Raw genomic sequence first — 23,945 nt, 5'->3', positions numbered from 1 at the left:
TCGGTTCGATAGGGGAATCGGGTCAGGGGTTGGCCGCTTCGGCGGGCTCCTCGTCGCCGAGGGCCCTCAGCTTCTCTCGGATGGAGGCGAGGGACGGGTCGGGAGGATCGGCATCATCGGCGAGGTCGGCGGCCCGTCTCCAGGCCTCCCGGGCCTCGTCTCGGCGGCCGAGGGCGAAATAGACATCGCCGAGGTGGTCGAGGTTGACCGCGGAAGGGCGCAGGTCAACGGCCTCCTGGAGCGGGACGAGCGCCTCTTCGACCTTCCCTTGCTGGTAGAGCACCCATCCGAGGCTGTCGAGATAGGCGCTGTTGGTCGGATCGGCCTCGACCGCAGTCCGGATGAGTTCCTCCGCCCGATCGAGCTTGATCCCACGCTCGGCCCAGAGGTAGCCGAGGTCGTTGCTGATCCAGGGGTCGCCGGGCTGTTCCTCGAGAAGCTGAAGGAGGATGGCCTCACCCTGCTCGAAGCGATCGGAGGCAGCCAGGGTGTTGGCCTTCCAGATCTTCGCCAGCCGGATCGCCTCGGGATTCCCCCGGAATCGTTCCGGGATCTCGTCGTAGAGGGCCAGCGCCTCCTCGAACCGGCCGAGCCGCTGGAGGGCGTAGCCGACCAGTTGGAGGAGGGGCAGATCGTTGGGCTCCCGTTCGAGCAGTTTCCGGCCGTTGGCGAGAGCGTCCTCGATCCGGCCGGCTTCGAACTGCAGCTCGGCGACCCGGGCGAGCAACTGGGGCTGCTCGCCAAGCTCGGGGAACCGGGCGATCAGTTGTTCGAGAACGTCGACCGCCTCTCCGGCCCTCCCGGCGGCGGCGAGGGAGTCGGCCAGCTCCAGGTGATTCCGGGGAGAGGGATCGCGTTCGAGGTTGAGCCGATCCAGAGTGACCAGGCGATCGGTCCGCTCGGCCAGGGAAGCGATCTCGGACAGCAACTCCAGCCCAGCGGGTCCGAGCCGAGGAGGATCGGCCTGGAGCATCTCCAACCCCGCGTCGATGACGGCATCGGCGACCTCGGGGTCGGTCGCGATGAGCCGGATCTGGGGCTCGATCGCCGCCCTCCCCCCACCTTGCCCGCCGGAGGTTTCGAAGAGTTGGAGCAGCTCCTCGAACTTCTCCGACTCGAGGTACGACTGGGCGAGCGTGGCCAACCCCTGGTTCGACTGCTCGCCGATGCTCAGGTAGAGCCTCCTCGCCTCCTCGACCCGGCCCTCCTGCTCGTAGCGTTCCGCCAGGGCGTACTTCAGCAGGTAGTTGTCGGGGCTGGCCTCGGAGGCTTCCTCCAGCCGGGGGATGATTTGATCGGTACGGTCGAGGGCGGTGAGCACCTGGGCAAGCACATCGAACGGCACTCGGCCCGGCGGGTGCTCCGAGATCACGGGTTCGAGGACGGCGAGGGCTTCCTCGGCGCGGTCGGCCCGGAGGAGGGCCTGAGCAAGGTAAAGCGGCGTCTGGGTGCTCTCGGGGTCGTAGACCAGACTGCGACGCAGCGCGAGGATGGCCAGGTCGTAGCGACCGGCGTTGAAGAAGACTTCTCCGAAACGACGGTAGCCATCGGCCTCGTCCTCGCCGAGGACATCCTGCACCTGGGCCGGGGTAAGCCGCAACGCCTCCCTGGAGTCGAGCGCCCGCACGAGCTGTTCCAGCGGGGAGACCGCCAGGTCGGGGCGCTGCTGGTCGACGAAGAGCCGGCCCAGCTCGTGGAGGACGACCAGTCTCGTGAGACAGAACCCCGGCAGTTCGGGGTTCTCCAGCACAGACTGAAGCAACTCCTCGGCCGCGGCCAGGTCGTTGTTGGCACGGTAGTGACGGACCAGCCGCCGAATCGTCTCGGCGTCTTCGGGATCGGCCTGGATCGCGGCGGTCCCGGTCTCGATGGCCTTCTGGACGCGATCCTCCCCATCCGGTCCGAAGCCCCCAAGTCCGAAATAGAGTCGGCTCAGCCGGCGCAGGATCGCGACCGAGTCCGGATCGGCCTCCCGGGCCTGTTCGAGCAACTCGATCGCATCACTCCATTCCCGACGGGCTTCGAGGGCCCGTGCCGCGGCATAACGTTGTAAGGCATCGAGCCGTTCGACCTCCTGGGAGGTCCTCGGCACCCGGGGGACGAAGATCTCCGGGGGCGACACCGTGGGAGGCGCCTGGGATCTGGGCCGCTCGGCGGGCGCCGATCCGTCATCTCCTCCGGAGGGGAAGAGGAACCAGGCAAGAGTCATCGCGAACGCGTGGAGGCAAATCGAGCCGATCATAATCCTGGGCGATCCTCCACTGATCCCGGGCCTTGGTCGGGGGTCGTCACGACGTCTTGAACCCTCGCATCCCTCTGGCTCGCCACGAATTCGGGGGCCGGGACCGGCTCAGGGGGAGTTGCGTGTTGGACTCAACCTCGGACCGACTCAGTTTCATCGTATCACGGCCCCGCCCGGGGTGCCAAGACCGGCAAGATCTCACCCGATGTCCGACCAATGGCCAGGGCGTCTGGGTTGTCGTTCGATGGCGGAGGCCGGGACGAGGGCTGCCGATCACGCCGGGGGTCCGTCCTCGAACGACCTCCGACGCTCCCTGGCTGTCACCCAGAGCGATCGGAGCGTCTCGGGGTCATCCGAGGCGATCGCGTCCCGGAAGCGACCCAGCGCGGCCTCGAACTCAGCCACCGATTCGAGCAGATGCACTGCGTTCTCCCGGAAGATCGCGACCCAGAGATCGGCATCCGAGGCCACCACTCGGGTCCCGTCGCGATACGCGCCCGCAGCCAGCTCCAAGCAATGTTCGGGGACACTGGAGGCCAGGGCAGCGGCGACCACATGGGGAAGATGACTCGTCCGGGCCAGGGCCGCATCGTGATCGTCCGGATCGAGGACTACGATCCGGCAGCCGAGGCCGGTCCAGAACCGGCGAGCGGCCTCGATTCGATCGGCCGGCGTCCTCCCGGTTGGGGTGAGGGCACAAACCCTCCCATCGAGGAGGTCGGCCCGGGCGGCGACGGCCCCCCGCCGCTCCGAGCCCGCCAACGGGTGGGCACCCACGAAGACCTCCCGCGCCCGGATATCGCCCTCAACCGCCTCGACGATCCGACGCTTCGCGCTACCCGCGTCCGTGATCAGGACATGCTCGGGAGCGACCGCTGCCAGCGACTTGATATCGGTGGCGATCCGATCCGTCGGCGTGCAGACGACGATGACCTCGGCCTCTGCCACCGCCCTGGCCGGGTCGGTCGTCCCGCAATCAATCGCCCCAAGTCCTTTCGCCTCGTCGAGCCTGGAGGCGTCTCTCCCCAGACCGATGACCCGATCGGCCAGCCCCTTGCGCCTCAGCGCCAGGCCGATCGACCCCCCGATCAGCCCGACCCCCGCGATCGCAACCGTCCCGAACCTCTCCAATGTGCGTCTCCAGCCGTCCTGATCCTCGGCCCGATCGATCGAGGCTCCGCCCTTGGATCATGCCCTCAATGGCCGCCTCGCCGGCTGGCGATCCGCCTCGGCCTCGGGCCAACGCGGTTTCGACCAGAAGCTCCCTCTCCGTGTCGCATCAGGAGACAGTCCGGAGGACGTGATCATCCGGTGCCCGCTTGATCTTGGCGAGGGTGTGATGTAAATTACTCCCTCTCGGCGCCGTAGCCAAGTGGTAAGGCAGCGGATTGCAAATCCGTTATTCCCCGGTTCGAATCCGGGCGGCGCCTTTCCGACTCAGACCGACCCGAGGCGTCCAAGTCCGTCTCAGGTTTTGTTTTGCGCTGTTGGCGGGGCCTTCCGTCGCATCGGTGATTCGCTTGAAAGCGAAGGGAGCCAGGGACCCGACCCGAGGCGCCCCAGACGTCGGTCCCGGCATCGGCCGGCTCGGCGCAGAGCATGTTCGCCGTCTTCCGCGTCAGCATGGCGGTAAACACCTGGAGGCCAGGGCGGGAGTGATCGGTTGTTCGGCGATGCGTCGATTCTCTTATCGTGTAGGTGCTCTCGCAGACGTACACCGATCTGTCGGCATCGAGCCGGAACCCGACCGGGTCAGGCGACGACGCGTCTCGCCCCGGAGTCCGCTCCCGAGGGCGACCCAATCCCGAGATCGCGAGGCGTGATCCGGTCCGGACACCTGTCAGAGCCGGATGTCGCATGGGTCGCCATGACGAACGGGTCCCTCGCCGACGACCGCTTCCGAAAGCTCGAAGAACGAGCGAACCACCACCCACCTGCTCGAGGGGGCCAGCAGGACCATCTTCGGCCGGTGACCGAGCGGGAGGAGCAGGTTACGAGAACGAATGCGCCTTGTCGACGATGGGCGGACCTTGGTAGAATCGCCGCCATGAGGTCGACGAGGGGCTTTTGATTTCGATCTGAAGTCGTACTCCGAGGCCCCGTTTGACGCAAGCCCATCAGGACAACGGAAAGAAATCAATCGACGCCGACTGTTTCGGGCGAGTCGTCTCATTGACTTCTTGGGGTTTCGACTCTTCCAATACAACCCGACTCAGCGATCGCCTGTTTCCATCGGCAGGTCGGCAATCATTGGGGAATGGTGTAACGGTAGCACGCTTGACTCTGGATCAAGTAGTCTAGGTTCGAATCCTAGTTCCCCAGCTCCGAAGGAACCCGCCGAAAGGGGCGGGTTTCTTTATGCGCCGCAATGACGTGAGCCGTCCCTCGACTGCGAGGATCCGTGCCCTGAAAGACCTCGAAGGGCTCTGGAACACCACACGTCATGAGAATCGAGAGGGGAACTGGGTGGTCGGCAAAGTGAGAGGCCCCCAATGGCCCCACCGGATCAACCACAACATCAAACGGGCGGGCCTCGGTTCGTCCCCTCGGACCGCAATGTGCCGGTCGCGGGGCATGCCAATCGACAAATGAAGACCGAGTAATTGATGGACGAGCAGGACAGTCTCGTCCTGTTCCGCGTTCGGGAATTGGTCGCGGGTTTGGCATGGGCATCACCGCTTGCGCGATCTAGAAACGTATACCGAATCGTTCGCATGTGATTGAAAACGTTTGACTGTATCTTCCTCGAACGGTCGCACCGAAGGGGATGGATTCGTCTCCTGACCCCATTCGTCCTTCCCCGGTTCGAGTCCGGCCTGCGACTTCTGCGCTCTCGCTCCCGTGTGCTCGGAACGCCCGGTTCACGCCCTGGTGAGGGATCGCGGGCCATTGGTCGTCCCAGGTCGTTCCTCGATGGTGAGGTGCGACAGCCATCCCCTTTCACGACGATCCGACGTCTCCTATGATGACCTCCTGGACGAACCGGAGGGAAGCCAGTCGGAGCGGCGTGGAACCGATGGAATACGATCAAGTGCGAGTCTGCCGATCTTCCCGCGAACTACCTCGGGAGGAGCAACTCGCCTGGCGCCTAGCGAGGGTCGCTTCGGCAGGCCCCGAGGTCGAGCCGGATGTGGCCGAGATGGTCGTCAATCGGGTGATCGACAACGCGGCGGTGGCGGTCGCCGCCCTGGACCGGCACCCGGTGCGCTCGGCTCGGCAACAGGCATTGGCGCATCGGCGGGAGGCGGGGGCAACCGTCTTCGGTCTGCCTTCGGCCGTGAGGGTTCATGCCGAGTGGGCCGCCTGGGCCAATGGTACGGCGGTCCGCGAACTGGACATGCACGATACCTTCCTCGCGGCCGACTACGCACATCCGGCCGACTCGATCCCCCCCCTCCTGGCCGTCGCTCAGCAGTGCGGGCGATCGGGATCGGACCTGATCCGGGGAATCGTGACGGCCTACGAGGTCCATGTCGCGCTCGTGAAGGCGATCTGCCTGCACGCTCACAAGGTGGACCACATCGCGCACCTCGGTCCCGCCCAGGCGGCAGGCATCGGGGCGCTTCTTGGCCTGGAGACGGAGACGATCTACCAAGCGATCCAGCAGGCGGTGCATGTCTGCATCACCTCCAGGCAATCTCGTAAGGGGGTGATCTCCTCGTGGAAGGCGTATGCGCCCGCCCACGCTGGCAAGCTGGCGATTGAGGCCGTTGACCGGGCGATGCGGGGGGAGACAAGCCCTTCGCCCATCTACGAGGGGGAGGACAGCGTCATCGCCCGGTTCCTGGACGGGCCCGATGCCGAGTATTGCATCGGGTTGCCCGGCGACGACGAACCCCGGCGGGCGATCCTGGAAACCTACACCAAGGAACACTCGGCCGAGTACCAGGCGCAGGCGCTGATCGATCTGGCGTTCGACCTTCGCCCTCGGATCCCCGACCTGGAGCAGGTGGAGTCCATCCGGATCGCGACCAGCCACCACACACATCACGTGATCGGCACCGGTTCGGGCGACCCTCAGAAGTTCGACCCGTCGGCCACCCGGGAGACGCTCGACCACAGTGCGATGTACATCTTCGCCGTCGCCCTGGAAGACGGGGAGTGGCACCACATCCGCAGCTACACTCCCGAGCGGGCCTCCAGGCCGGAGACGGTGCGGCTCTGGAGGAAAATCGAGACCGTCGAGGATCCGTCCTGGACGACCCGATACCACGACCCCGACCCGGCGCGAAAGGCGTTCGGCGGGCGGGTCGAGATCCGGATGCGAGGAGGGAACCTGATTGAGGCTGAACTGGACGTCGCGCACGCTCATCCCCGGGGGCGTCGCCCGTTCGCGAGGGAGGGGTACCTCTCGAAGTTCCGTCGACTGACCGAGGGGATCGCGGAGCCGGCGGAAGCCAGTCGCTTCCTGGATGCGTGCTCCGCCCTGAGGGACCTCAAGGCCGGGGAGCTGGATCGGCTCTCGATCGAGGTTCCCGAAGCCCGACTCGGCCACGACGGCCCGACCCGAGAGGGGATCTTCTCATGCTCCACGCCCGACTGACCTCCTCGGAAAAGCGCCGATCGCTGCGATCGGCACTGGCCAGCGGAGAACTTCTCCGTTTCCCGGGCTCGTTCTCGCCGCTGGTGTCACTCCTGATCGAGCGGATTGGATTCGAGGGGATCTACGTGTCGGGAGCCGTCCTGTCGGCCGACCTCGGCCTGCCGGACGTCGGCCTGACGACGCTCTCCGAGGTGTCGAGGCGAGGCCACGAGATCGCCCGAGTGTCGAACCTGCCGGCAATCGTGGACGTCGACACCGGCTTCGGGGAACCCTTGAATGTCGCCCGGACGATCCAGGTGCTCGAGGATCTCGGCCTGGCCGGCTGCCACCTCGAAGACCAGCGCAACCCGAAGCGTTGCGGTCACCTCGACCACAAGCAAATCGTGCCCGTCGAGGAGATGACCAGGAAGATCCGGGCCGCCGCCGACGCGAGAAGAGACCCCGACTTCCTGCTCATCGCCCGAACCGACGCGGCGGCGATGGAAGGAATCGACGCGGCGATCGAGCGTGGACATCGCTACATCGAGGCGGGGGCCGACGCGCTGTTTCCTGAGGCATTGCGCGATCGACGAGAGTTCGAGCGGTATCGCGAGGCGGTCGACGTCCCGCTGATTGCCAACATGACCGAATTCGGCAAGTCGGAGCTTCTGCCCGTCTCGACGCTCCGAGAGCTGGAGTACAACATCGTCCTCTACCCCGTCTCGGCGCTTCGCCTGGCGATGTTCGCCGTCGAGTCGGGCCTGAGGCGGATCGCTGACGAAGGGACCCAGGTGGGTCTGATCGGTGCGATGCAGACGCGCCGCGACCTGTACGCCCTGCTCGATTACGAAGCATACACCGCCTTCGACCGCGATCTCTTCGACTTCTCGACTCCCGAGTGACGGACCGGCCAACGGGCCGGGGGAAGGGGCAGCGATGGACGGCCAGGCGATCCGTGTCAAGAAGGGGCTCGAAGGAGTCGTCTTCGACGAGACGGCGATCTCCGAGGTCATCGCTGAGCGGCAGATGCTCCTCTACCGGGGCTATCCGGTGGCCGAGCTGGCCGATCGCTGCTCGTTCGAAGAGGTGGCGTACCTCCTGCTCCACGGCGACCTGCCTGACCGCGAGCAGCTCGGTGCGTTTTGCGACCGGGAGCGGCGACATCGACCGATCGACGAGGGGACGATCGCCCTCCTTCGATCAAGCCCGCCCGGCCATCTGCCAATGGACGCGCTCCGGACGGCGGTCAGCTACCTGGGAATGACGGGGCCGCTCCGAGGGGAAGAGGACGCGGTGGGGATCGTCCGCAAGGCCGAGCTCCTCCTGGCCGCGATGCCCACGATCGTCGCGGCCGACTCCCGGCTGAGGAAGGGTGAAGAGCCGATCCCGCCCCGGGATGACCTGCCGTTCTCCGAAAATTTCTTCCACATGTGCTTTGGCAAGATTCCATCACCGGAGCTGGTCCGCGCCTTCGACGCCTCGCTGACGCTCTACGCCGAGCATGGCTTCAATGCGTCGAGCTTCACGGCGAGAGTTGTCGCGTCCTCGCTCTCAGACCTCTGCTCGGCGGTCACCGCCGCAATCGGATCCCTTAAGGGGCCGCTCCACGGCGGGGCGAACGAGGCGGTCATGCGGATGCTCGTCGAGATCGGCTCTCCCGAGCGGGCGAGGGATTGGGTTCTGGCCGCGCTGGCCGATCGCCGCAAGATCATGGGGTTTGGCCACCGGGTCTATCGGTCGGGAGACTCTCGGGTCCCCACGATGAAGCGCTACCGGGACCGCGTCGCGGCGGCCGTCGGCGACCACCGCTGGATCGCCATCTCCGACGTTGTCGAGGAGACGATGCGGGAACGAACGGGGATCCCAGCCAACCTCGACTTTCCGGCCGGCCCGACCTATGCCTTGATGGGGTTCGACTCCGCCCTGTTCACGCCGATCTTCGCCATGGCCCGGGTCGCCGGCTGGTGCGCCCATGTGGCCGAGCAACTCGCGTCGAATCGGATCGTGCGGCCGCTGGGTGCGTATGTCGGCCCCCCTGAGCGCGAGGTCGTGCCCCTGGAGGAAAGAGGCACCGGTCCACTCCCCTGATCCGGTGTCCGGATCGGACTGGACGCGGTGTCGCTGCCCGGTGATGATCAACCCTCCGGAATCGACTTCACCCCGACCCATCAATGAGCGTGGAGATCGGACCCATGAGCGAGGTATCGGCGCATCGCACCGATCGTCGGACGTTCCTCCAGACCGGGGCGCTGGCCTCAGCGGCGACTCTGGCGGGTCCTTCCCCCGCCCTCCCGGCCCAGGATCGTGCCGAGGCGCAGCCGAACGGGGTCATCCCCACCCGAACGCTCGGGAAAACGGGCGTGCAGGTGACCATGCTCGACCAGGGGGCCATCCGGGGACCGAGCTACGACCGGATCCTCCGCTTCGCCTTCGCCAGCGGCATCCGCATGTTCGACACCGCCAAGGTCTACGGCACCGAGCCGAACCTCCGCCGCTGGTTCGAGCAGGATCCCGAGATTCGCAAGCAGATCTTCCTGGTCACCAAGGACATGCCGCGCACCCCCTCACAACTGCTTGGCATGCTCGACCAGCGCCTCGAGGCCCTGGGGACCGACTCCATCGACCTCTTCTTCATCCACGGCCTGGGAGACGACCACTCGCTCGACGACGCGATCAACATGGTGACCGGACGCGAGTTCAAAGAGACGGCGGAGGCGATCCGCAAGTCGGGCAAGGCCCGGTTTGTCGGCTTCTCGTCGCACCACAAGGACCGCGCGACGATCATCCAGAAGGCCGCCGAGGCCGGCATCGTCGACGCGATCATGCTCCAGTACCGCCCCTGGCTCGACAAGGATTCCCCCCTGAACCGGGCGCTCGACACGTGCTGGGAGAAGGGAATCGGTCTGATCTCCATGAAGCAGATCGCCGGCCAGTTCTTCGGCGATAAGCCCGAGGGGAACATCCTCGACGACGTCGTCCGCCGCGTCCCCATGCTCCAGGAACGCAAACTCACCCCGTTCCAGGGGCTGCTGCACGCGATCTGGAGCGACGAGCGAATCAGCACCGTCTGCTGCTCGATGCGCAACACCGAGCAGATCCGCGAGAATGTCGATGCCGCCCGTCGCTTCGAGCCGATCGAGACCGCAGACCTGGACCGCCTCCGAGACGCCAGCCGCGCCCACGGCCCATCTCTCTGCGGGAATTGCGACGGCCGATGCTCACTGGCCGGGCGGACTCGGGCCTCGCTGGGGGATCTGACGCGATTTTTGACCTACTATCGCCATCTCGGCGACCGCTCGGAAGCTCGACGCCAGTACGCAATGCTCCCCGCCTCCGCCCGAGACTGGTCGGATGCCGACCTCGAGGCGGCTCGGGCCTCCTGCCCTGACCACCTCGACTTCGCTCGCCTCCTCCCCGAAGTCGATCGGCTACTCTCCTGAGTCCCACCCCGGCGCCGCTCCCGGTGGCGGCGCCGGGACCCTCCTTTGGGCTCGGGTATCGACTTCTGGAGGACCCTGCACCCATGTGTCACCCGGTCCCCCCGGCGCTTGCAGGAGGATTCCGGCCGATCAGACCCCGTCGCTGAGCAACCGGGGGGCCACTGGTCCCTGGTCAGGGATCTGTCGGAATCCAGTTCGGAGCGATCTCCTCGGTCTCCGCAGACTCTACCGGAACTGGCTCGGGTATGGTAAGATCGATCCGATCGGGGAGAGAGCCAGACGAGGTTCGCCTCGGGCCGAAGTGGCGGAATGGCAGACGCGCCGGACTCAAAATCCGGTCCCCGCAAGGGGGTGTGGGTTCGAGTCCCACCTTCGGTACTAACGACTTACGGCGACTCGGATCGACGTGAATCGCCGCCCGTCGTAACGGGATGGCAACATCGTTGGGGTGGCATTGGAGTGACCAATGGCCTCCCTATCGCACCTCTGCTTCCACAATCGAAGCAGAGGCTGATCGCCCTGCCACTCACCGTTGAGTTCCTGATAGTACTCTCGACGAAAAGAGCCGACGTCCTCAGCACTATGGCTGACGACCTCGGCTTAGATCGAGCGTCGGTGAGTGGGTGAACCGGACAGGGTTGTACCCTCGGTTGATCCCTCTCGATTTCACCCCAAATCCTGACGGCCTAAGTCTTGAAGGCCAGAGGGGTTAGAATGGGCGGCACTGGACTCGAACCAGTGACTTCCACCGTGTGAAGATGGCGCTCTAACCAACTGAGCTAGCCGCCCGGTTTCTTCGTTCGCTTCGGTAGTTTATTCCGGAGATCGCCCGGAATCAAGCGTCGTTGTCCCCTCTGCTCTGTGACCTCTGGACTCCTCCCTTGTGGATCCAAAGGGAGATGATCCGTCGGACGGGGAAACCGGGTGGGGCTACTTTGACCCCCAGTCTCCGCACCGATAGGCTTGAGTGAGACGATTCCCGTTCGCTCCCTCCCGGAGCCCTCGACCATGCCCCAAGCGCACGTCGACCCGGCCGAGCTGCGCCGGTTCGCCCAAAGCCTCAAGCAGTTCAACAACGACCTGGTCAGCCGGATGACTGTGCTCAACGGCCAGCTCAACAATCTCGGTGCCACCTGGCGGGACCGAGAGCACGACAAGTTCGTCGAGGAGTTCCGTCAGACGATGAACGTTGTCAACCGCTTCGTGCAGGCGTCCGAACAGCACGTCCCCTTCCTGATGAAGAAGGCGGAGAAGATCGAGGATTACCTGCAGCAGCGCTGATCCGATCGGAGAACGGAGATGGCCGGACAGGCCCGGGTCAATTCGATCGAGGCCCTGAGTCGGTTCCGAGCCGCACTGGTCGAGTTCGCCGAGGGGGCCCGGAACGCGCTGGGAGGCATCGACATCGAGTTGAGGCGCGTCCGTGACTGGCTCGAACACGATCAGCCGCGCTACTGGAAGTCTCAGATTCGGCTCTGGGACCAGCGCATGGTGGAGGCCCGGTCATCGCTTCACCGGAAGAACCTCCAGCGCACCGACGGCTTCGTCCCCGATGTCTCCCAGGAGAAAGAAGCGCTGAGGATGTGCAAACAGCGCATCGAGGAGGCCGAGCGCAAGCTCAGGGCAATCCGACGCTGGGTCCCCCAGTTCCAGCATGCGCTGGCCGAGTACCACGGACGGACCCGCGCGCTCTCGGATGCCGCCTCGATCGACGTCGAGCGCATGCTCGCGATGCTCGACCGCATGATCCTCTCGCTCGAGGCCTACGTCGGGACCGCCCCGCCCAGGGAAACCTCCGGCAGACCGTCGTCGCGGCCCGATTCCGTCGGACAAGACCCCCCGATCGATTCTCCCTGAGCCGTCCCCCCGCTGGAGTCACTGGCCATGCGACCCGGTAACATCACCGCCGGCGCCTCGAAGTTGCAACACGACCTGAAGGCGCTTCGGGCCCAGTGGGACCGTTCCCGAGAGGAGTGGGACGATCCCGTCAGCCGAGACTTCGAGACGAAGCAACTTGTCCCCCTCGAACAGGCCGTTGCTCAGGCGCTGCACGGCATCGACGATCTGCAACAATTCCTCGCCCGGATGATCCGCGAGATCGGCCCGAGCGAATGAGCCGGCCGCCCCGGCCTCTTCGAGGGGCGGCCGACTCGGAAAGCGATCAGGGGAAGGATCGTTTCAATTCTCCGAACAGATCGATGATCACGTCTTCGATCTTCTCGGACGCCTGGATCTCGACCCGATTCGTACCCAGCCATGTCTCGTAGCCTCCGAGCTCGTGCTGGCGGGGCGTGGGCAGGTATCCGTACGACCCGTTCGCCAGCTCGATCGTGAAGCTGTCGTTGAAGGGGCTGCGTTGCTTGATCTCCAGGCCAGACTCCGCGAACACCTCGAACGGGATGGCCGCGATCCCCAGGTCGCCGATCCTGAGAGTCTGAAGCAGGATCGACACCGAGACGGGCCCCTCCGCCGCTCGGAGCACGCGTTCGGCGTAGATCCGCTCATGAGAGTGGTAGGGCTTCGCATCAGCCGGCCGGTCGAGGATCTCTCGAGCGTAGGCGATCTGCTCGGCGTTGGGGACGCGGGCCGCGAGGGTCAGCTCTCGGGTCGCGGCTCCGAGCGGGACCCAATCCCGGAACGCGATTCCGAGGTGCGCCCGGGAGACGGCCACCGCCACCTCGTCGGCCACCGCTCGCATCTTCTCGTAGGGGGCCAGCCGCTCTCCGGGAGATCGAAAGTCGATGTTGTTGACGTCGCCGCTCGTCCCGTTGCTCAGGATGCCCACGAATGGCGGATCCTGCCCATCGGCCCCCAGCAACTCCTGAATCCTCGAGGCGAAGACGCCGAAGTAATCGGCCGAGACGTGCCCCGCCGGGACTCCACCGACATAGTGCAGCGAGTAGTTGGCCAGCAGTGCGATTGGCCTGCCGTCGGCCGACTGAACCGAAAGGATGGAGACTTCCGGATCGGTCGGCCCGGCCGGCTCGAGCAAGTCAGGATCGCCCCGTCGGGGGTTCATCTTCACGCGATCAGTGCCGCCGAACGGGTTCGGGAGCACCGTTTCAGGCTTGAGGAACCATCGTCGGTTGAACACCTGGCCCGGCACGTCGACCGAGCCCCAGCCGATCCGGGCCGACTCTCGGTTCCGGGCGGCTCGAGCGATGCCGTCGGCGATCCGACCCGCCAGGAACTTCGGGTAACCGGTCAGTTCGCCCGAGGTCGCCAGCCGGTCCATCCCCCTCGCGGGAGTGGCCGAATGGGTATGCGTCGAGGCGATCAGCATATGATCGCCAGGGATTCCAGTCGCCTCCTCGGCGAGCGCCCGGGCTGCGTCCAGGATATCCCGGCTGATCCCCACGTTGTCGCAGAGCACGATCGCCAGGGTCGTCTCCCCGTCGTCGAGTACCAGGCAACGGGCGTTCAGCTCGTCGTGAATGTGGGTCGCGGGCGGTGACTCCCAACCGCCCACGATCGGCTCTCCCAGCGGTGGCGTGATGTTACTCATCGCCGCGCCTGCTTGTAGCAGGCGGTCGGGCGCATCGGCCGCGATCGCCAGGGGCCCGGCCAGCGCGATCGCCGCCACGGCGGACCCGATCCACACGAATGTTATTCGATGCATCATCATACACTCCAATGTGAGCGATCGAGATACCCTTCGGCCTGGGAGACGCCCGATGATCCGTCGGCCGATACCAGATCGCAAGCCCCCCTGATCCCTTCTTGCTCAACACCCGACCCGACGCAGCCGATCCAGGGCTCGAGCCGCCGCCCGGGGACGGCCGCCCTGGAGGAGCCGGAGAGACCGGCCAAGCAGCCGGACGTGAGCGGGGCGGAAGGGCACGGCCATCCCACGATCGGGGGGGGCGGGGACGATCCGTTCGGCGATCCGGCGGAGAAGGTCGCCGAGGCCGTCTCCCCGCTCGGCCGAGACGATCGCCACCGTCCCCCAGGCCTCCTCCGGCTCCCAGGTCGCAAAAAGATCGGCCTTGTTGCACGCGATCAAGGCCCCCGGGCTGTCGGCAATGAGGGCACGGTCGGCCACGGTCAGTGGCTCCGAACGATCAAGGACCAGCACCACCAGGTCGGCGCCATCTTGCTTCGTCCTCGCCATCGAGACGCCGCCGGCCTCGATCGGGTCGTCCGTCTCCCGGAGCCCGGCAGTGTCGGACAACTCGATCGGCCAGCCGTCAACGGCCGTCCGCACCGTGACCACGTCTCGGGTCGTCCCTGGCATCGGTGAAACGATCGCCCTGCCAAAGCCGGCCATTGCGTTCAGCAATCGACTCTTCCCGACATTCGGCCGCCCCGCCAGGGCCACTCGCCACCCACCGAGCAGCCGGACGCCGATTCCCGACCTCCGGAGCAGCGTGCCCAGTCCCTCCACCGCCCCCTCGGGATCCGATTCGCAGCGCCTGGCCAGATCTCCCAGCTCCTCGTCCAGCGCCCCGGCGGCTTGGTCCAGCAAGATCTCCGCCGTCCTGGCCGTTTCCGCCAGAGCAAGATCGCACTCCGCCTGCCCCCTCAGTGGCGACTCCGATCGGGTGACGATCCATTCCTCAGCGGTCGACCGTGAGGCCCCGACCGCTTCCAGTGCCCCAACGACCAGCCCCACCGCCGCCGGTCCCCCGTGGCATTGCAACTCCACCTCGGGACCGATCGGCCCATCAACTCGCAAGGCGACCACCTCGTCCCCCGTCCCGACGCCAATGCGACCAACCCGCGGCCTCCCCGTCTCCGTCACTGACAACCTCTCCCCATGAAGGGGCCGGAAGGTCTCGTCCACGGCCCCGACCGCTCCCTGGCCCCAGACTCGGATGACGGCGATCGCTCCCCTCGACTCGGCGGTGAGCAGGCTCACCCGAGGGCCGTCCTGTGTCGATCCGACCTGCCGTGCCATCAATCAGTACCGCCTCGTGATCGCCTGATCCGAAGAAATGGACATCCGACTGAACAATGATAAAATCGCTCGCATGAGCACTCACGTCTTTGCGCCAATTGCCTTCGCCATCGTCTCGGCGAGGACAGCCTCGGCACCCGGCGCCACCCAGCACCAGTCGAGGAGATTCGTGTCCCCCTCGGCGACAGCCCGATCGGTCGGCACATACCCCGTGGCGCACTCGCCGTAACCGACGGCCATCACGAACCGATCCGGGAGGAGTCGCTGGGCGAGCAATTGATACTCGACATAGGACTCGCCCGGGAGCAGGAGGATGACAGCGGGCCCGAGATCGATCACGGGCAAGTCGATCGGTCTCCCCTGCTCGCAGCGAGACCGCCAGCTCAGCCCCATCGCGGCGAGGCATTGACCGAAGGGCCTCGAGTCGTTCGCGAGTCGATCCCTGAGCTCGGCGACCGAGAAGCCCTCATCGTCCCTCGGCGCCAGAGTGAGCGGAGTTGATCGGAACCCGACCCGCTCCAGCGGCCCTCTCCGGGTCGCCTCCCAGGATGCCCTCATCGCCCGGTACATCCGATCGGCGAGCACTGGCCGATTCTCCGTCGAGCCATCGTTATACTTCCCCGCCGTCACATTGCCGCTGCATCCGGACAGGTAGATCTGGAAGACTTCAGGGTGATCCTCCTGCATCAGCGCCCGAGCCCTCCCGACGAAGTCGCTGGAGACGCCGCCCGACCCGTAGTAGCTCATCGGGTGCACCGCGTAGGCATGCAGCGCCGCCACCGGACGATCACCGTCCCAGAAGCTCAGGGTCCGGAGCATCGGGTCGATCGTCCCCTCGGGCTGCTCCCGAGCGTACTCGTCTTGGGTGGCACTGGTCCTCCCGAACGAGGGGCTCCCGTCCGGCAGCAGGTACCTACGGTTCGATGCGACCCGATCGACCCTCGCTGTCCCCGTGCCGATCCCGTCGACGCGACGAGCCGAGCCGAGGGCGTCCTTCAGAGCGGCAGCCACCCGGCGGAGGGCCTGATCGTGGAAGGCCGGGTCGCAAACGCTGCCCTCGGCACGTTGCTCTCGGAGGAGCCGCTCGGCCTCCAGGTCCATCACGGGAGCATCGTGCTGGTGGACGCTGCTCACCAGCACCCGGCTCGGATCGGTGCCTGCGGCCTCGGCGAGCGCCGAGCGCCAGCGGTCGTAGGCGTCATTCCGGATCTCGCACCAGTCGACCGCCACCAGCACCAGCGGTCGATCCTCCCCCAGCAGGACGATCCCTCTCGCCAGCAGCGGATCGACGACCTCCCGAGCCGGGGCGATCCCGCCCCCCATGCAGGGGTGGCCGATCGGGATGGTCACGTCGGCCGAGAAGGTCGCCATGTGGAACTCGGATCGGCTTGCCGCCCTGACCCTCCCCGACGCGACGAAGGCAGTCGCCATGCCACCGAGGAGTGCTCGACGAGTGATTGACCTTCGAACGCTCTCCATGACCCGCCCTCCGGTGAAACCGCGAAGAACGCCGGGGCCCGTGTCCCGGCCGATCCGATTGGATCCGATTCGATGACACACCGAACCGATCGGATTCGACTTGATGACACTTCGTCCCCGACTCACTCGTCGTCGGGTCGGTCGAACCAATGGTCCGCGTCCGCGACGACAGATCCATTTGCCGAGCGTGCCCCGGAACGATACGCTCAACATACGATAAACCTCTCCGTTGCTCACTCCCCCGGTTCGGAGCCCCGAGACGATGACGCGACCGCAACCGAGCCGAGCCCCGGCCCGACTCTGCACGCTCCTCCTCGCCTCCGCGGGCCTGCTCGCGCCGGTTGGCGGGCGGGCGGAGGAACCGGTCAGCTTCTCCCGGCAGATCCGACCGATTCTTGCCGACTCCTGCTTCTCCTGCCACGGTCCGGACGCCAACGCTCGGAAGGCCAACCTGAGGCTCGACACCGTCGATGGAGCCACCGCCGACCTCGGCGGATTTGCCGCGATCGTCCCGGGGAGTCCGGAAGAGAGCGAGGTCCTCCTCAGGATCGAGGAGGAGCTCGCCGAGCACCGGATGCCGCCCCCCGACTCGGGCAAATCGCTCTCCCGAAACCAGATCGACCTGATCCGCCGCTGGATCGAGCAGGGAGCCCCCTGGGAGGGGCACTGGGCCTTCTCTCCCCCCAGCAGAGTGGAACCGCCGCCGGTCGTCGACGAGGAGTGGTGCCGCAATCCGATCGATCGCTTCATTCTCTCCCCCCTGGAACGTGACGGTATCGCTCCCTCTCCGGTGGCCGACCGGGTCACCCTCATCCGCCGAGCCAGCCTCGACGTCATTGGCCTGCCTCCCACCCCCGAGGAGGTCGACGCGTTCCTTGCCGACGATTCGCCCGACGCCTACGAGGCCCTCATTGACCGCCTTCTGGCCAGCCCCCATTTCGGCGAGCGCTGGGGACGGCTCTGGCTGGACATGGCCCGGTACGCCGATTCCAACGGGTACAGCATCGACGCCCCCCGCGAGATCTGGCTCTATCGTGACTGGGTCATCGACGCCCTGAACCGCGATCTCCCGTTCGACGAGTTCACCCTTGATCAGCTCGCTGGCGACCTCCGTCCCGGGGCGACCACCGAGCAGCTCGTCGCGACCGGGTTCCACCGGAACACCCCGATCAACCAGGAAGGGGGCATTGACCGCGAGCAGTTCCGCATCGAGTCGGTGATCGACCGGCTCAACACGACGGGGACCGTCTGGCTTGGCCTGACCGTCGGCTGCGCCCAGTGCCACGACCACAAGTATGATCCGATCTCTCAGGTCGATTACTACCGCCTGTTCGCCTTCCTGAACTCGGTGGACGAGCCGACGATCCCCGTCGCCTCTCCCGAGGACATCGCCCGGCGCGAGGAGATCGAGCGGCAGGTGGCCGATTACCTCTCCGAGATCGAGCGCGACCCGAAGTTGCTGGCGATCCAGAAGTCGTGGGAGGAGAACCTCGACGCTCCCGCCCGGCAACGGCAATCGCAGGAGGTCCGCGAGGCGTTCGACGCGACTCCGTTCGACAAGCGGACCCCTGAGGCGAACCGCGTTGTCTTCGCCGCCTTCATCGATCAGTCCGACGCGCCCGAGGTGACGCCGCACCGGGAGGCTCTCCAGAAGATCAAGGCGGACTTGCCGAGCATCCCAACGACGATGGTCGTCCGCGAGCAGGCGAGCCCAAGGGAGACTCGGTTCCTCATGGGGGGCGATTTCACCCGGCCGGGCGAGGTCGTGGAGCCAGGCGTACCCTCGGTCCTCCCCCCCCTCCGCAGCAGGTCGGCCGGTAGACCGGATCGCCTGGACCTGGCCCGGTGGCTCGTCGATCCCGCCAACCCACTGACGGCGAGAGTCACGGTCAACCGCATCTGGCAAGCCTACTTCGGGCGGGGGATCGTCGAGACCGGCGAGGACTTCGGTACGCAGGGCACGCCGCCGTCGCACCCCGAGCTGCTCGACTGGCTCGCGACCGAGTTCGTCGCAAGGGGCTGGAGCCAGAAGGCGATCCACCGACTGATTCTCACCTCGAACGCGTATCGCCAGGCGTCGGCCCATCGGCCGGAACTCTCGGAGATCGACCCAGGCAACCGGAGGCTCGCCCGGCAATCCCGACTCCGGATCGAGGCGGAGTTGATTCGAGACTCGGCGCTTGTCGCCTCCGGGCTGCTCCATCCCAAGATCGGCGGCCCCAGCGTCTTCCCCCCCCAGCCCGACGGGGTCATGAGCCTCGGCCAGGTCGACCGCGGCTGGACAGCGGACCAGGGGCCCGACCGATACCGACGGGGCATGTACACCTTCTTCTGGAGAGCGACTCCCCACCCCCTGCTTGTTGGCTTCGACGCCCCCGATGGCACATTCGCCTGCACGCGAAGGGCCCGATCGAACACTCCGCTCCAGGCCCTCATGCTCTTGAACGACGAGGCATTCTTCGAGTTCGCCTCGGCCCTGGCCGACCGGGTGCTCGCGACGGGGCCGACGGATGACGCCGGACGGATCGACCTGGCCTTCCGCCTCTGCCTGGCCCGCCATCCCGATGAGGCCGAGTCGGCCCGGCTGGCCGAGTTGCTCGAGGGCCAGCGTGCCCATGCCTTGGGAAACTCGGGTGCGGGGGCTGACCCCGAGGCCGCGGAGCGGTCGGCCTGGACCGCGGTCGCCCGGGTTTTGCTCAACCTGGACGAGTTCATCACGCGAGAATGACCCCGCCCGTCGAGAGCGAACCGATGACCGACCTCCCCCCCTTGCTCCGATCAACCCGCAGGCACTTCTTTGAACGGTGCGGCATCGGGCTCGGCTCGATGGCCCTCGGGTCGATCCTCGGCGGCAACGCCCCGGCCCGAGACGTGGGACGGTCGCGGTCCAACGACCCCCTCGCCCCCCGCCCTGGCCACCTCGAGCCGAGGGCGAAGCGCGTCATCTACCTCTTCATGGCCGGTGGCCCGAGCCAGCTCGAGCTGTTCGACCACAAGCCCGAGCTCCAACGGCTGCACAATCAGCCGATCCCCTCGTCGTACCTGGAGGGGAAGCGCTTCGCGTTCATGGACACGTTCGCCAAGGAACCCCCCCGGCTCCTCGGCACCCGGCGAGCGTTCGCCCGCCACGGCGACAGCGGAGCGTGGGTCTCGGAGTGCCTCCCGCACACCGCCCGAGTGGCCGACGACCTGACGTTCGTCAAATCGGTCTGGACCGAGCCGGTCAACCACGCGCCCGCGAAGCTGTACATGAACTCGGGAACCACCCAGTTCGGCCGGCCGAGCATGGGGGCTTGGCTCACCTATGGGATTGGGAGCGAGGCGGACGACCTGCCCGGGTTTGTCGTCCTCCAGTCCGGTCCCAGAGGGCCGCGAGGAGGCTCGGTCCTCTGGGGAAGCGGCTTCCTTCCGACCGCCTATCAGGGTGTGCCCTTTCGAAACGGCCCCGAGCCGATCCTGGACCTCTCCCGGCCCGAAGGAGTGTCCCCGGCCGATCAGGCCGCCACGCTCGACGCCATCGGCGACCTCAACCGGCGGCGGCTGGACTCGACCGGGGACCCAGAAATCGCCACCCGGATCGCCTCCTACGAGATGGCGTTTCGGATGCAGACCAGCGCCCCCGAACTGATCGACCTCTCCGGGGAATCGAAGGCCACGCTCGACCTCTACGGCGTCGAGCCTGGCGTCCCCTCCTTCGCCACCAACTGCTTGCTGGCCCGTCGGCTGGTCGAGCGGGGGACCCGGTTCGTTCAGCTCTACCACACCAACTGGGACCACCACGGCGGCCCGACCGAGAATCTCGAAGACTCGCTCGATACCGTCTGCCGGGACGTCGATCGGGCCTGCGCCGCGCTCGTTACCGATCTGAAGGCGAGAGGCCTCCTCCAGGACACGCTGGTCATCTGGGGGGGGGAGTTCGGCCGGACACCGATGGGTGAGGTCCGCGAGAAGATTGGCCGGAACCACCACCCCGACGCCTTCACAATGTGGATGGCCGGCGGCGGTGTGAAGCCGGGGCTCACTCTGGGGGAGACAGACGAGTTCGGGTTCTCGGGGATCGAGGACCGAGTCCACGTCCACGACCTCCAAGCGACCATCCTCCATCTGCTGGGCCTGGACCACACCCGGCTGACCTACCGCTTCCAGGGCCGGGACTTCCGGCTGACCGACGTTGGCGGCCGGGTGGTCGAGAAGCTGCTCGCCTGACCACGGACCCGCCTCGGGGTGAGTCGCGATCGGGCTCGGAACCGCGGAGGCTTCCGATCCTCACAGAGTGCAGCTCAAGGCCCGTCGCGTCACCATCTCGGGTCGCTCTTCACGACCCGTCGGCATCAGCCTCGCCAGTCGAGTCGGTGGCGGGCAGGACGGTGAGCCAGAGGTCTTCGGTCAGGGAGCCGTCGAGGCGGGAGGCTTCGACCGGCTGGAGCGGCTGGCCATCGGGATCGAGGGCAAGCAGGTGCACGGAGCCTGACCAAGGGGAGACGTCGACGGCCAGGAGACGGAGGGTCACCTTCTTCGAGGAGTCGCCTTCCGGCTCGGACGTGGCGGATTCGAGCCGGACGCCGTCGGGGAGTCCCTCGGCGGCGAAGGTGACGGTGCGGTCGAAGCCGTCTTGTCGGTCGATCGAGACCGCGATCTCAAGCGGTGAACCTGGATTGAGTTCGAAATGATCGGCCGCGACCGAGGCGACGAGGCGGGGAGCGACCTCGCGGGCATCCAGGCGGTAGAGGTATCGGGGGCCTCCCCGGCCGTGTAGGTCCCGAATCGAAACCGTCAGGAGGCCATCGGCGGGGACGGTAACGGTCGCCTGGGGGTCGGGATCGCGCCGGGAGTCGTCGGCCTCGGCGAGTTGGGCCCCCGAAGAGTCGACGATCCGGAGGACAGGATCAATGGGGGCTCCGAGCGATCGGCCCTCGACGCGTAGGGAAAGGGAGGCGCCAGCGGGGGCGCGGAGGGGGATGGTATCAACCTGGCCGGGGATGTCGAGACGGCCGCAGACCAGGGCGGGGGCGGGGATGGGGGGAGGATCGTCGGCGTCAGGTTCGAGCACGACGGGGATCTCGACGATGTCGAGCTGGGCGAAGCCTGCGAGGTTGTCATCCCAGGCGACCCGGCGCCGCCCGGAGGCCGGGGCGGTCGTCAGAGAGGCAGCCTCGACGGGGAGGTTCCAGCCCACGGGGAGGGAATCCGGAGCGGCTTCGATCCCGGAGGCCGAGACGGCCGAAGGGAGCGCGAGATCGACGAGGCCGCCCGTCGTCAGAGTGAGACGATAGACATAGTCCTCGGCGCCGGCGAAGCGAATCGAACTGTTCGGCTCGGCGGGGAAGGCGAAGACTCGGACGAGATAGGTGCCGGCGGAAGGGGCGGTAAAGGTCAGGCCAGGATCGAGCGTCGGGGAGTTGTCGGCGTGGTCGAGGACGAAGCCGAGGGGGGAAACGATCTGGAGCACGCCGTCCATCGGCGAGCCGAGGTGGCGATTCGCCTCCAGAGCGGCCACGAGGGTTTGGCCGGAATCGAGGGGAAGGGCAAAGGTATCGACGTCCCCCGACTTTTGCAACTTGCCGTTGATGACGGTCGCCTCGGGGCCGATGGCCTGGGCCTGATCGCCGGCGTCATTCGGCTCGGCTTCGATGATCTCGGGAAGAGTACCGACGACGAACGGCCGGATGGGAGCGGCGCCCTCGGCGTTGTAGAGGCGTACCCAGTAGACCCCGGGGGAGGCGTCGGGGGAGACCGTGGCGGAGAAGCGGCCGGCTTCCTCCCCGGGCTCGAACATGAGGCCGGGCCGGTCGACCCAGACCTGGACGGGCCAAGGCTTGAAGGAGCCCTCGGCCTGCACCTGGACCGTATCTCCTCGCCGGGCGCCGCCGGGGTAGAAGGAGGAAACCTTGGGGGCATCGGCCGCCACCGGGGCAAGGGGGGCCAGGGCGACGACCGAGAGCAGGAGGGCGGTGGTGCGCAGGCTCATGAGGGCTCAGATCCGGGGGCTCAGCCCATCAACTCGGCGATGGGGGTGGGGTCGCTGACGAGGTGGGCGGGGCGGCCCTGGGGAGTGTAGTAAATCTTGTCGGGATCGATGCCGAGCTTGAGATAGACCGTGGAGGCGAAGTTCTCCGGAGAGAGAATGCGCTCGTTGGCGGCGTAGCCGCGGGGATCGGTGGCGCCGACGACCTGGCCGCCAGGGGTGCGGCAGCCGGCGAACATGACGGACATGGCGTTGGACCAATGGTCCCGGCCTCCCCGGTTGTTGATCTTGGGAGTCCGGCCGAATTCGCCGAGGGCGACGACCAGGGTGGAGTCGAGCAGGCCGCGCTGCTCCAGGTCGAGGATGAGGGCGGCGAGTGCCCGGTCGAAGGGGGGGAGTTTCTTGTCGAGAGCGTTGAAGATCTCGACGTGGTGGTCCCAGCCGCCCTCATACAGGGTGATGAAGGGGACGCCGGCCTCGACGAGGCGACGGGCGAGCAGGCAACGCTGACCGAACGAGGTACGACCATAGAGATCGCGGATGGAGTCGGGCTCGGAGTGGATGTCGAAGGCACGCTGGGCGTCCTTCGAGGCCATCAGGGTGTAACCCTGTTCGTAGTACTCGTCGAGAGATCGGACGGGGTCGCCAGCGGCGTCGTGGTCGATGCGCTCGAGGCGGTCGAGCTGGGCGCGGAGGTCGCGACGGTGATCGAAGCGGCCGAGGTCCAGCTCGCGGGGAGGGGAGACGTCTCGGACCCGGAAGCTGTCGCGGTTGGGGTCGTCGGGGACCTCGAACGGGGCGTACTTGGCCCCGAGGAAGTTCGGGCCGCCAGAGCGGGACATGCGGGGGATGGAGAAGTACGGCGGCAGGCCACCGGTGGGGCCGCGTTCGTAGGCGGTGACGGAGCCGAGGCTGGGGTGGAAGCTGACGAAGGCACCGCAGCCGACGGGAATGCGGGTCGGAGCCCCCGTCATCATGTAGTGATTTCCCGCCCCGTGGTTCCCCTGGTTGTGCTGGATGGAGCGGACGATCGCGAGCCGATCGGCGATCTTGGCCAGTTCGGTCATGTGCCGGGAAAAGTGGACCCCGGGGATGGCCGTGGCAATGGGGTCGTACTCGCCCCGGATCTCGGCAGGAGCCTCGGGCTTGGGGTCGAAGGTCTCGTAATGGGTCGGGCCACCGTCCATCCAGACCAGGATGCAACTCGTCGGCCGGGAGGACGTCGGCATCAGGGCCTCTGCCTGGCCCCGGAGGCGAAGTGCGTCGATGAGACCACCCCCGATCAGGGTCGAGAGCCCGAGCCGCAGGCAGTCGCGGCGGGAGACGCCTTCGCAGTTGCTTGATCGGCTCATGCGATCCTCCTGGGTTCCCGAATGGCCGGGGACGGACGGACGGGGCGG

General features: G+C 66.8%; 16 protein-coding genes and 4 tRNA genes. 12 read left to right on the top strand and 8 right to left on the bottom strand.

Translation table 11 applies throughout. The features are described from left to right. Positions 1-22 precede the first annotated feature (22 nt). Both TsocGM_RS02730 and TsocGM_RS02725 read right to left on the bottom strand, forming a co-directional pair. Positions 23-2,092 (bottom strand): tetratricopeptide repeat protein, encoded by a 2,070-nt coding sequence (locus TsocGM_RS02730; RefSeq protein WP_158633340.1) that lies wholly within the window; start codon positions 2,090-2,092, stop codon positions 23-25. A 423-nt stretch (positions 2,093-2,515) separates the two neighbouring features. Continuing rightward, complete coding sequence (locus TsocGM_RS02725; RefSeq protein ID WP_126723778.1) at positions 2,516-3,373, bottom strand: prephenate dehydrogenase; 858 nt, start codon at positions 3,371-3,373, stop codon at positions 2,516-2,518. A 227-nt stretch (positions 3,374-3,600) separates the two neighbouring features. Between TsocGM_RS02725 and TsocGM_RS02720 the strand changes: the two genes are divergently transcribed. From TsocGM_RS02720 to TsocGM_RS02690, 7 genes are all read left to right on the top strand, one after another. Then, positions 3,601-3,672: transfer RNA gene (locus TsocGM_RS02720), tRNA-Cys, on the top strand. A gap of 821 nt (positions 3,673-4,493) precedes the next feature. Continuing rightward, positions 4,494-4,564, top strand: a tRNA-Gln gene (locus TsocGM_RS02715). Between the two features lie 694 nt (positions 4,565-5,258). After that, positions 5,259-6,785, top strand: coding sequence for an MmgE/PrpD family protein (locus tag TsocGM_RS02710; RefSeq protein ID WP_126723777.1), 1,527 nt, complete (start codon positions 5,259-5,261; stop codon positions 6,783-6,785). Continuing rightward, the gene (prpB, locus tag TsocGM_RS02705; RefSeq protein WP_126723776.1) at positions 6,767-7,666 is read left to right on the top strand and encodes a methylisocitrate lyase; all 900 of its coding nucleotides are present in this window, start codon (positions 6,767-6,769) and stop codon (positions 7,664-7,666) included. The genes TsocGM_RS02710 and prpB overlap by 19 nt, the downstream gene beginning before the upstream one ends. Before the next feature lie 34 nt (positions 7,667-7,700). Beyond that, positions 7,701-8,852 (top strand): bifunctional 2-methylcitrate synthase/citrate synthase, encoded by a 1,152-nt coding sequence (locus tag TsocGM_RS02700; protein ID WP_126723775.1) that lies wholly within the window; start codon positions 7,701-7,703, stop codon positions 8,850-8,852. 104 nt (positions 8,853-8,956) lie between these two features. Then, positions 8,957-10,204, top strand: coding sequence for an aldo/keto reductase (locus tag TsocGM_RS02695; RefSeq protein ID WP_126723774.1), 1,248 nt, complete (start codon positions 8,957-8,959; stop codon positions 10,202-10,204). Positions 10,205-10,499: 295 nt separating this feature from the next. Then, positions 10,500-10,582: transfer RNA gene (locus tag TsocGM_RS02690), tRNA-Leu, on the top strand. 337 nt (positions 10,583-10,919) lie between these two features. Here TsocGM_RS02690 and TsocGM_RS02685 read toward each other — a convergent pair. Further along, positions 10,920-10,993: transfer RNA gene (locus TsocGM_RS02685), tRNA-Val, on the bottom strand. A gap of 219 nt (positions 10,994-11,212) precedes the next feature. Between TsocGM_RS02685 and TsocGM_RS02680 the strand changes: the two genes are divergently transcribed. Genes TsocGM_RS02680 through TsocGM_RS02670 form a run of 3 tightly spaced genes read left to right on the top strand, consistent with a single transcriptional unit; the run spans position 11,213 to position 12,319 of the window. Beyond that, positions 11,213-11,485 carry a WXG100 family type VII secretion target gene (locus TsocGM_RS02680; RefSeq protein WP_126723773.1) on the top strand — a complete coding sequence of 91 codons (273 nt, stop codon included), beginning with the start codon at positions 11,213-11,215 and terminating at the stop codon, positions 11,483-11,485. An 18-nt stretch (positions 11,486-11,503) separates the two neighbouring features. Next, positions 11,504-12,061: a hypothetical protein gene (locus TsocGM_RS02675; protein WP_126723772.1), complete on the top strand. Its 558-nt coding sequence runs from the start codon at positions 11,504-11,506 to the stop codon at positions 12,059-12,061. 27 nt (positions 12,062-12,088) lie between these two features. Continuing rightward, on the top strand, positions 12,089-12,319 hold the full coding sequence (locus TsocGM_RS02670; protein WP_126723771.1) for a hypothetical protein: 231 nt from the start codon (positions 12,089-12,091) through the stop codon (positions 12,317-12,319). A gap of 46 nt (positions 12,320-12,365) precedes the next feature. On the opposite strand, the gene TsocGM_RS02665 is transcribed toward TsocGM_RS02670, so the two are convergent. The 3 genes from TsocGM_RS02665 to TsocGM_RS02655 all read right to left on the bottom strand — a co-directional run bounded on the left by TsocGM_RS02665 (position 12,366) and on the right by TsocGM_RS02655 (position 16,472). Then, positions 12,366-13,823: a hypothetical protein gene (locus TsocGM_RS02665; protein WP_233578201.1), complete on the bottom strand. Its 1,458-nt coding sequence runs from the start codon at positions 13,821-13,823 to the stop codon at positions 12,366-12,368. 105 nt (positions 13,824-13,928) lie between these two features. Further along, the gene (locus tag TsocGM_RS25725; protein ID WP_158633339.1) at positions 13,929-14,669 is read right to left on the bottom strand and encodes a GTPase; all 741 of its coding nucleotides are present in this window, start codon (positions 14,667-14,669) and stop codon (positions 13,929-13,931) included. Positions 14,670-15,182: 513 nt separating this feature from the next. Further along, complete coding sequence (locus TsocGM_RS02655) at positions 15,183-16,472, bottom strand: hypothetical protein (RefSeq protein ID WP_199756687.1); 1,290 nt, start codon at positions 16,470-16,472, stop codon at positions 15,183-15,185. Positions 16,473-16,842: 370 nt separating this feature from the next. On the opposite strand from TsocGM_RS02655, the gene TsocGM_RS02650 reads away from it, so the two are divergent. Further along, entirely contained in the window at positions 16,843-19,308 is a 2,466-nt protein-coding gene (locus TsocGM_RS02650; RefSeq protein ID WP_126723767.1) for a PSD1 and planctomycete cytochrome C domain-containing protein, read from the top strand. Positions 19,309-19,331: 23 nt separating this feature from the next. Then, entirely contained in the window at positions 19,332-20,786 is a 1,455-nt protein-coding gene (locus tag TsocGM_RS02645) for a DUF1501 domain-containing protein (protein WP_126723766.1), read from the top strand. A 109-nt stretch (positions 20,787-20,895) separates the two neighbouring features. Here TsocGM_RS02645 and TsocGM_RS02640 read toward each other — a convergent pair whose 3' ends face one another. Both TsocGM_RS02640 and TsocGM_RS02635 read right to left on the bottom strand, forming a co-directional pair. Then, a complete protein-coding gene (locus tag TsocGM_RS02640) occupies positions 20,896-22,548 on the bottom strand; it encodes a PPC domain-containing protein (RefSeq protein ID WP_126723765.1) in 1,653 nt (550 codons plus the stop codon). A 20-nt stretch (positions 22,549-22,568) separates the two neighbouring features. Next, positions 22,569-23,897: a DUF1501 domain-containing protein gene (locus TsocGM_RS02635; protein ID WP_126723764.1), complete on the bottom strand. Its 1,329-nt coding sequence runs from the start codon at positions 23,895-23,897 to the stop codon at positions 22,569-22,571. Between the last annotated feature and the right edge of the window lie 48 nt (positions 23,898-23,945).

It is taken from the genome of Tautonia sociabilis (assembly GCF_003977685.1).
In the GTDB taxonomy this organism is placed as follows: Bacteria; Planctomycetota; Planctomycetia; order Isosphaerales; family Isosphaeraceae; genus Tautonia; species Tautonia sociabilis.
This window is presented reverse-complemented; position numbering and strand designations above follow the sequence as displayed.

Bases quoted from the DNA above. Each gene is read 5' to 3' on its own strand.
- TsocGM_RS02710 (WP_126723777.1), top strand. From the start codon at position 5,259: ATGGAATACGATCAAGTGCGAGTCTGCCGATCTTCCCGCGAACTACCT.
- prpB (WP_126723776.1), top strand. From the start codon at position 6,767: ATGCTCCACGCCCGACTGACCTCCTCGGAAAAGCGCCGATCGCTGCGA.
- TsocGM_RS02700 (WP_126723775.1), top strand. From the start codon at position 7,701: ATGGACGGCCAGGCGATCCGTGTCAAGAAGGGGCTCGAAGGAGTCGTC.
- TsocGM_RS02695 (WP_126723774.1), top strand. From the start codon at position 8,957: ATGAGCGAGGTATCGGCGCATCGCACCGATCGTCGGACGTTCCTCCAG.
- TsocGM_RS02680 (WP_126723773.1), top strand. From the start codon at position 11,213: ATGCCCCAAGCGCACGTCGACCCGGCCGAGCTGCGCCGGTTCGCCCAA.
- TsocGM_RS02675 (WP_126723772.1), top strand. From the start codon at position 11,504: ATGGCCGGACAGGCCCGGGTCAATTCGATCGAGGCCCTGAGTCGGTTC.
- TsocGM_RS02670 (WP_126723771.1), top strand. From the start codon at position 12,089: ATGCGACCCGGTAACATCACCGCCGGCGCCTCGAAGTTGCAACACGAC.
- TsocGM_RS02665 (WP_233578201.1), bottom strand. From the start codon at position 13,823: ATGCATCGAATAACATTCGTGTGGATCGGGTCCGCCGTGGCGGCGATC.
- TsocGM_RS02655 (WP_199756687.1), bottom strand. From the start codon at position 16,472: ATGGCGACCTTCTCGGCCGACGTGACCATCCCGATCGGCCACCCCTGC.
- TsocGM_RS02650 (WP_126723767.1), top strand. From the start codon at position 16,843: ATGACGCGACCGCAACCGAGCCGAGCCCCGGCCCGACTCTGCACGCTC.
- TsocGM_RS02645 (WP_126723766.1), top strand. From the start codon at position 19,332: ATGACCGACCTCCCCCCCTTGCTCCGATCAACCCGCAGGCACTTCTTT.
- TsocGM_RS02640 (WP_126723765.1), bottom strand. From the start codon at position 22,548: ATGAGCCTGCGCACCACCGCCCTCCTGCTCTCGGTCGTCGCCCTGGCC.
- TsocGM_RS02635 (WP_126723764.1), bottom strand. From the start codon at position 23,897: ATGAGCCGATCAAGCAACTGCGAAGGCGTCTCCCGCCGCGACTGCCTG.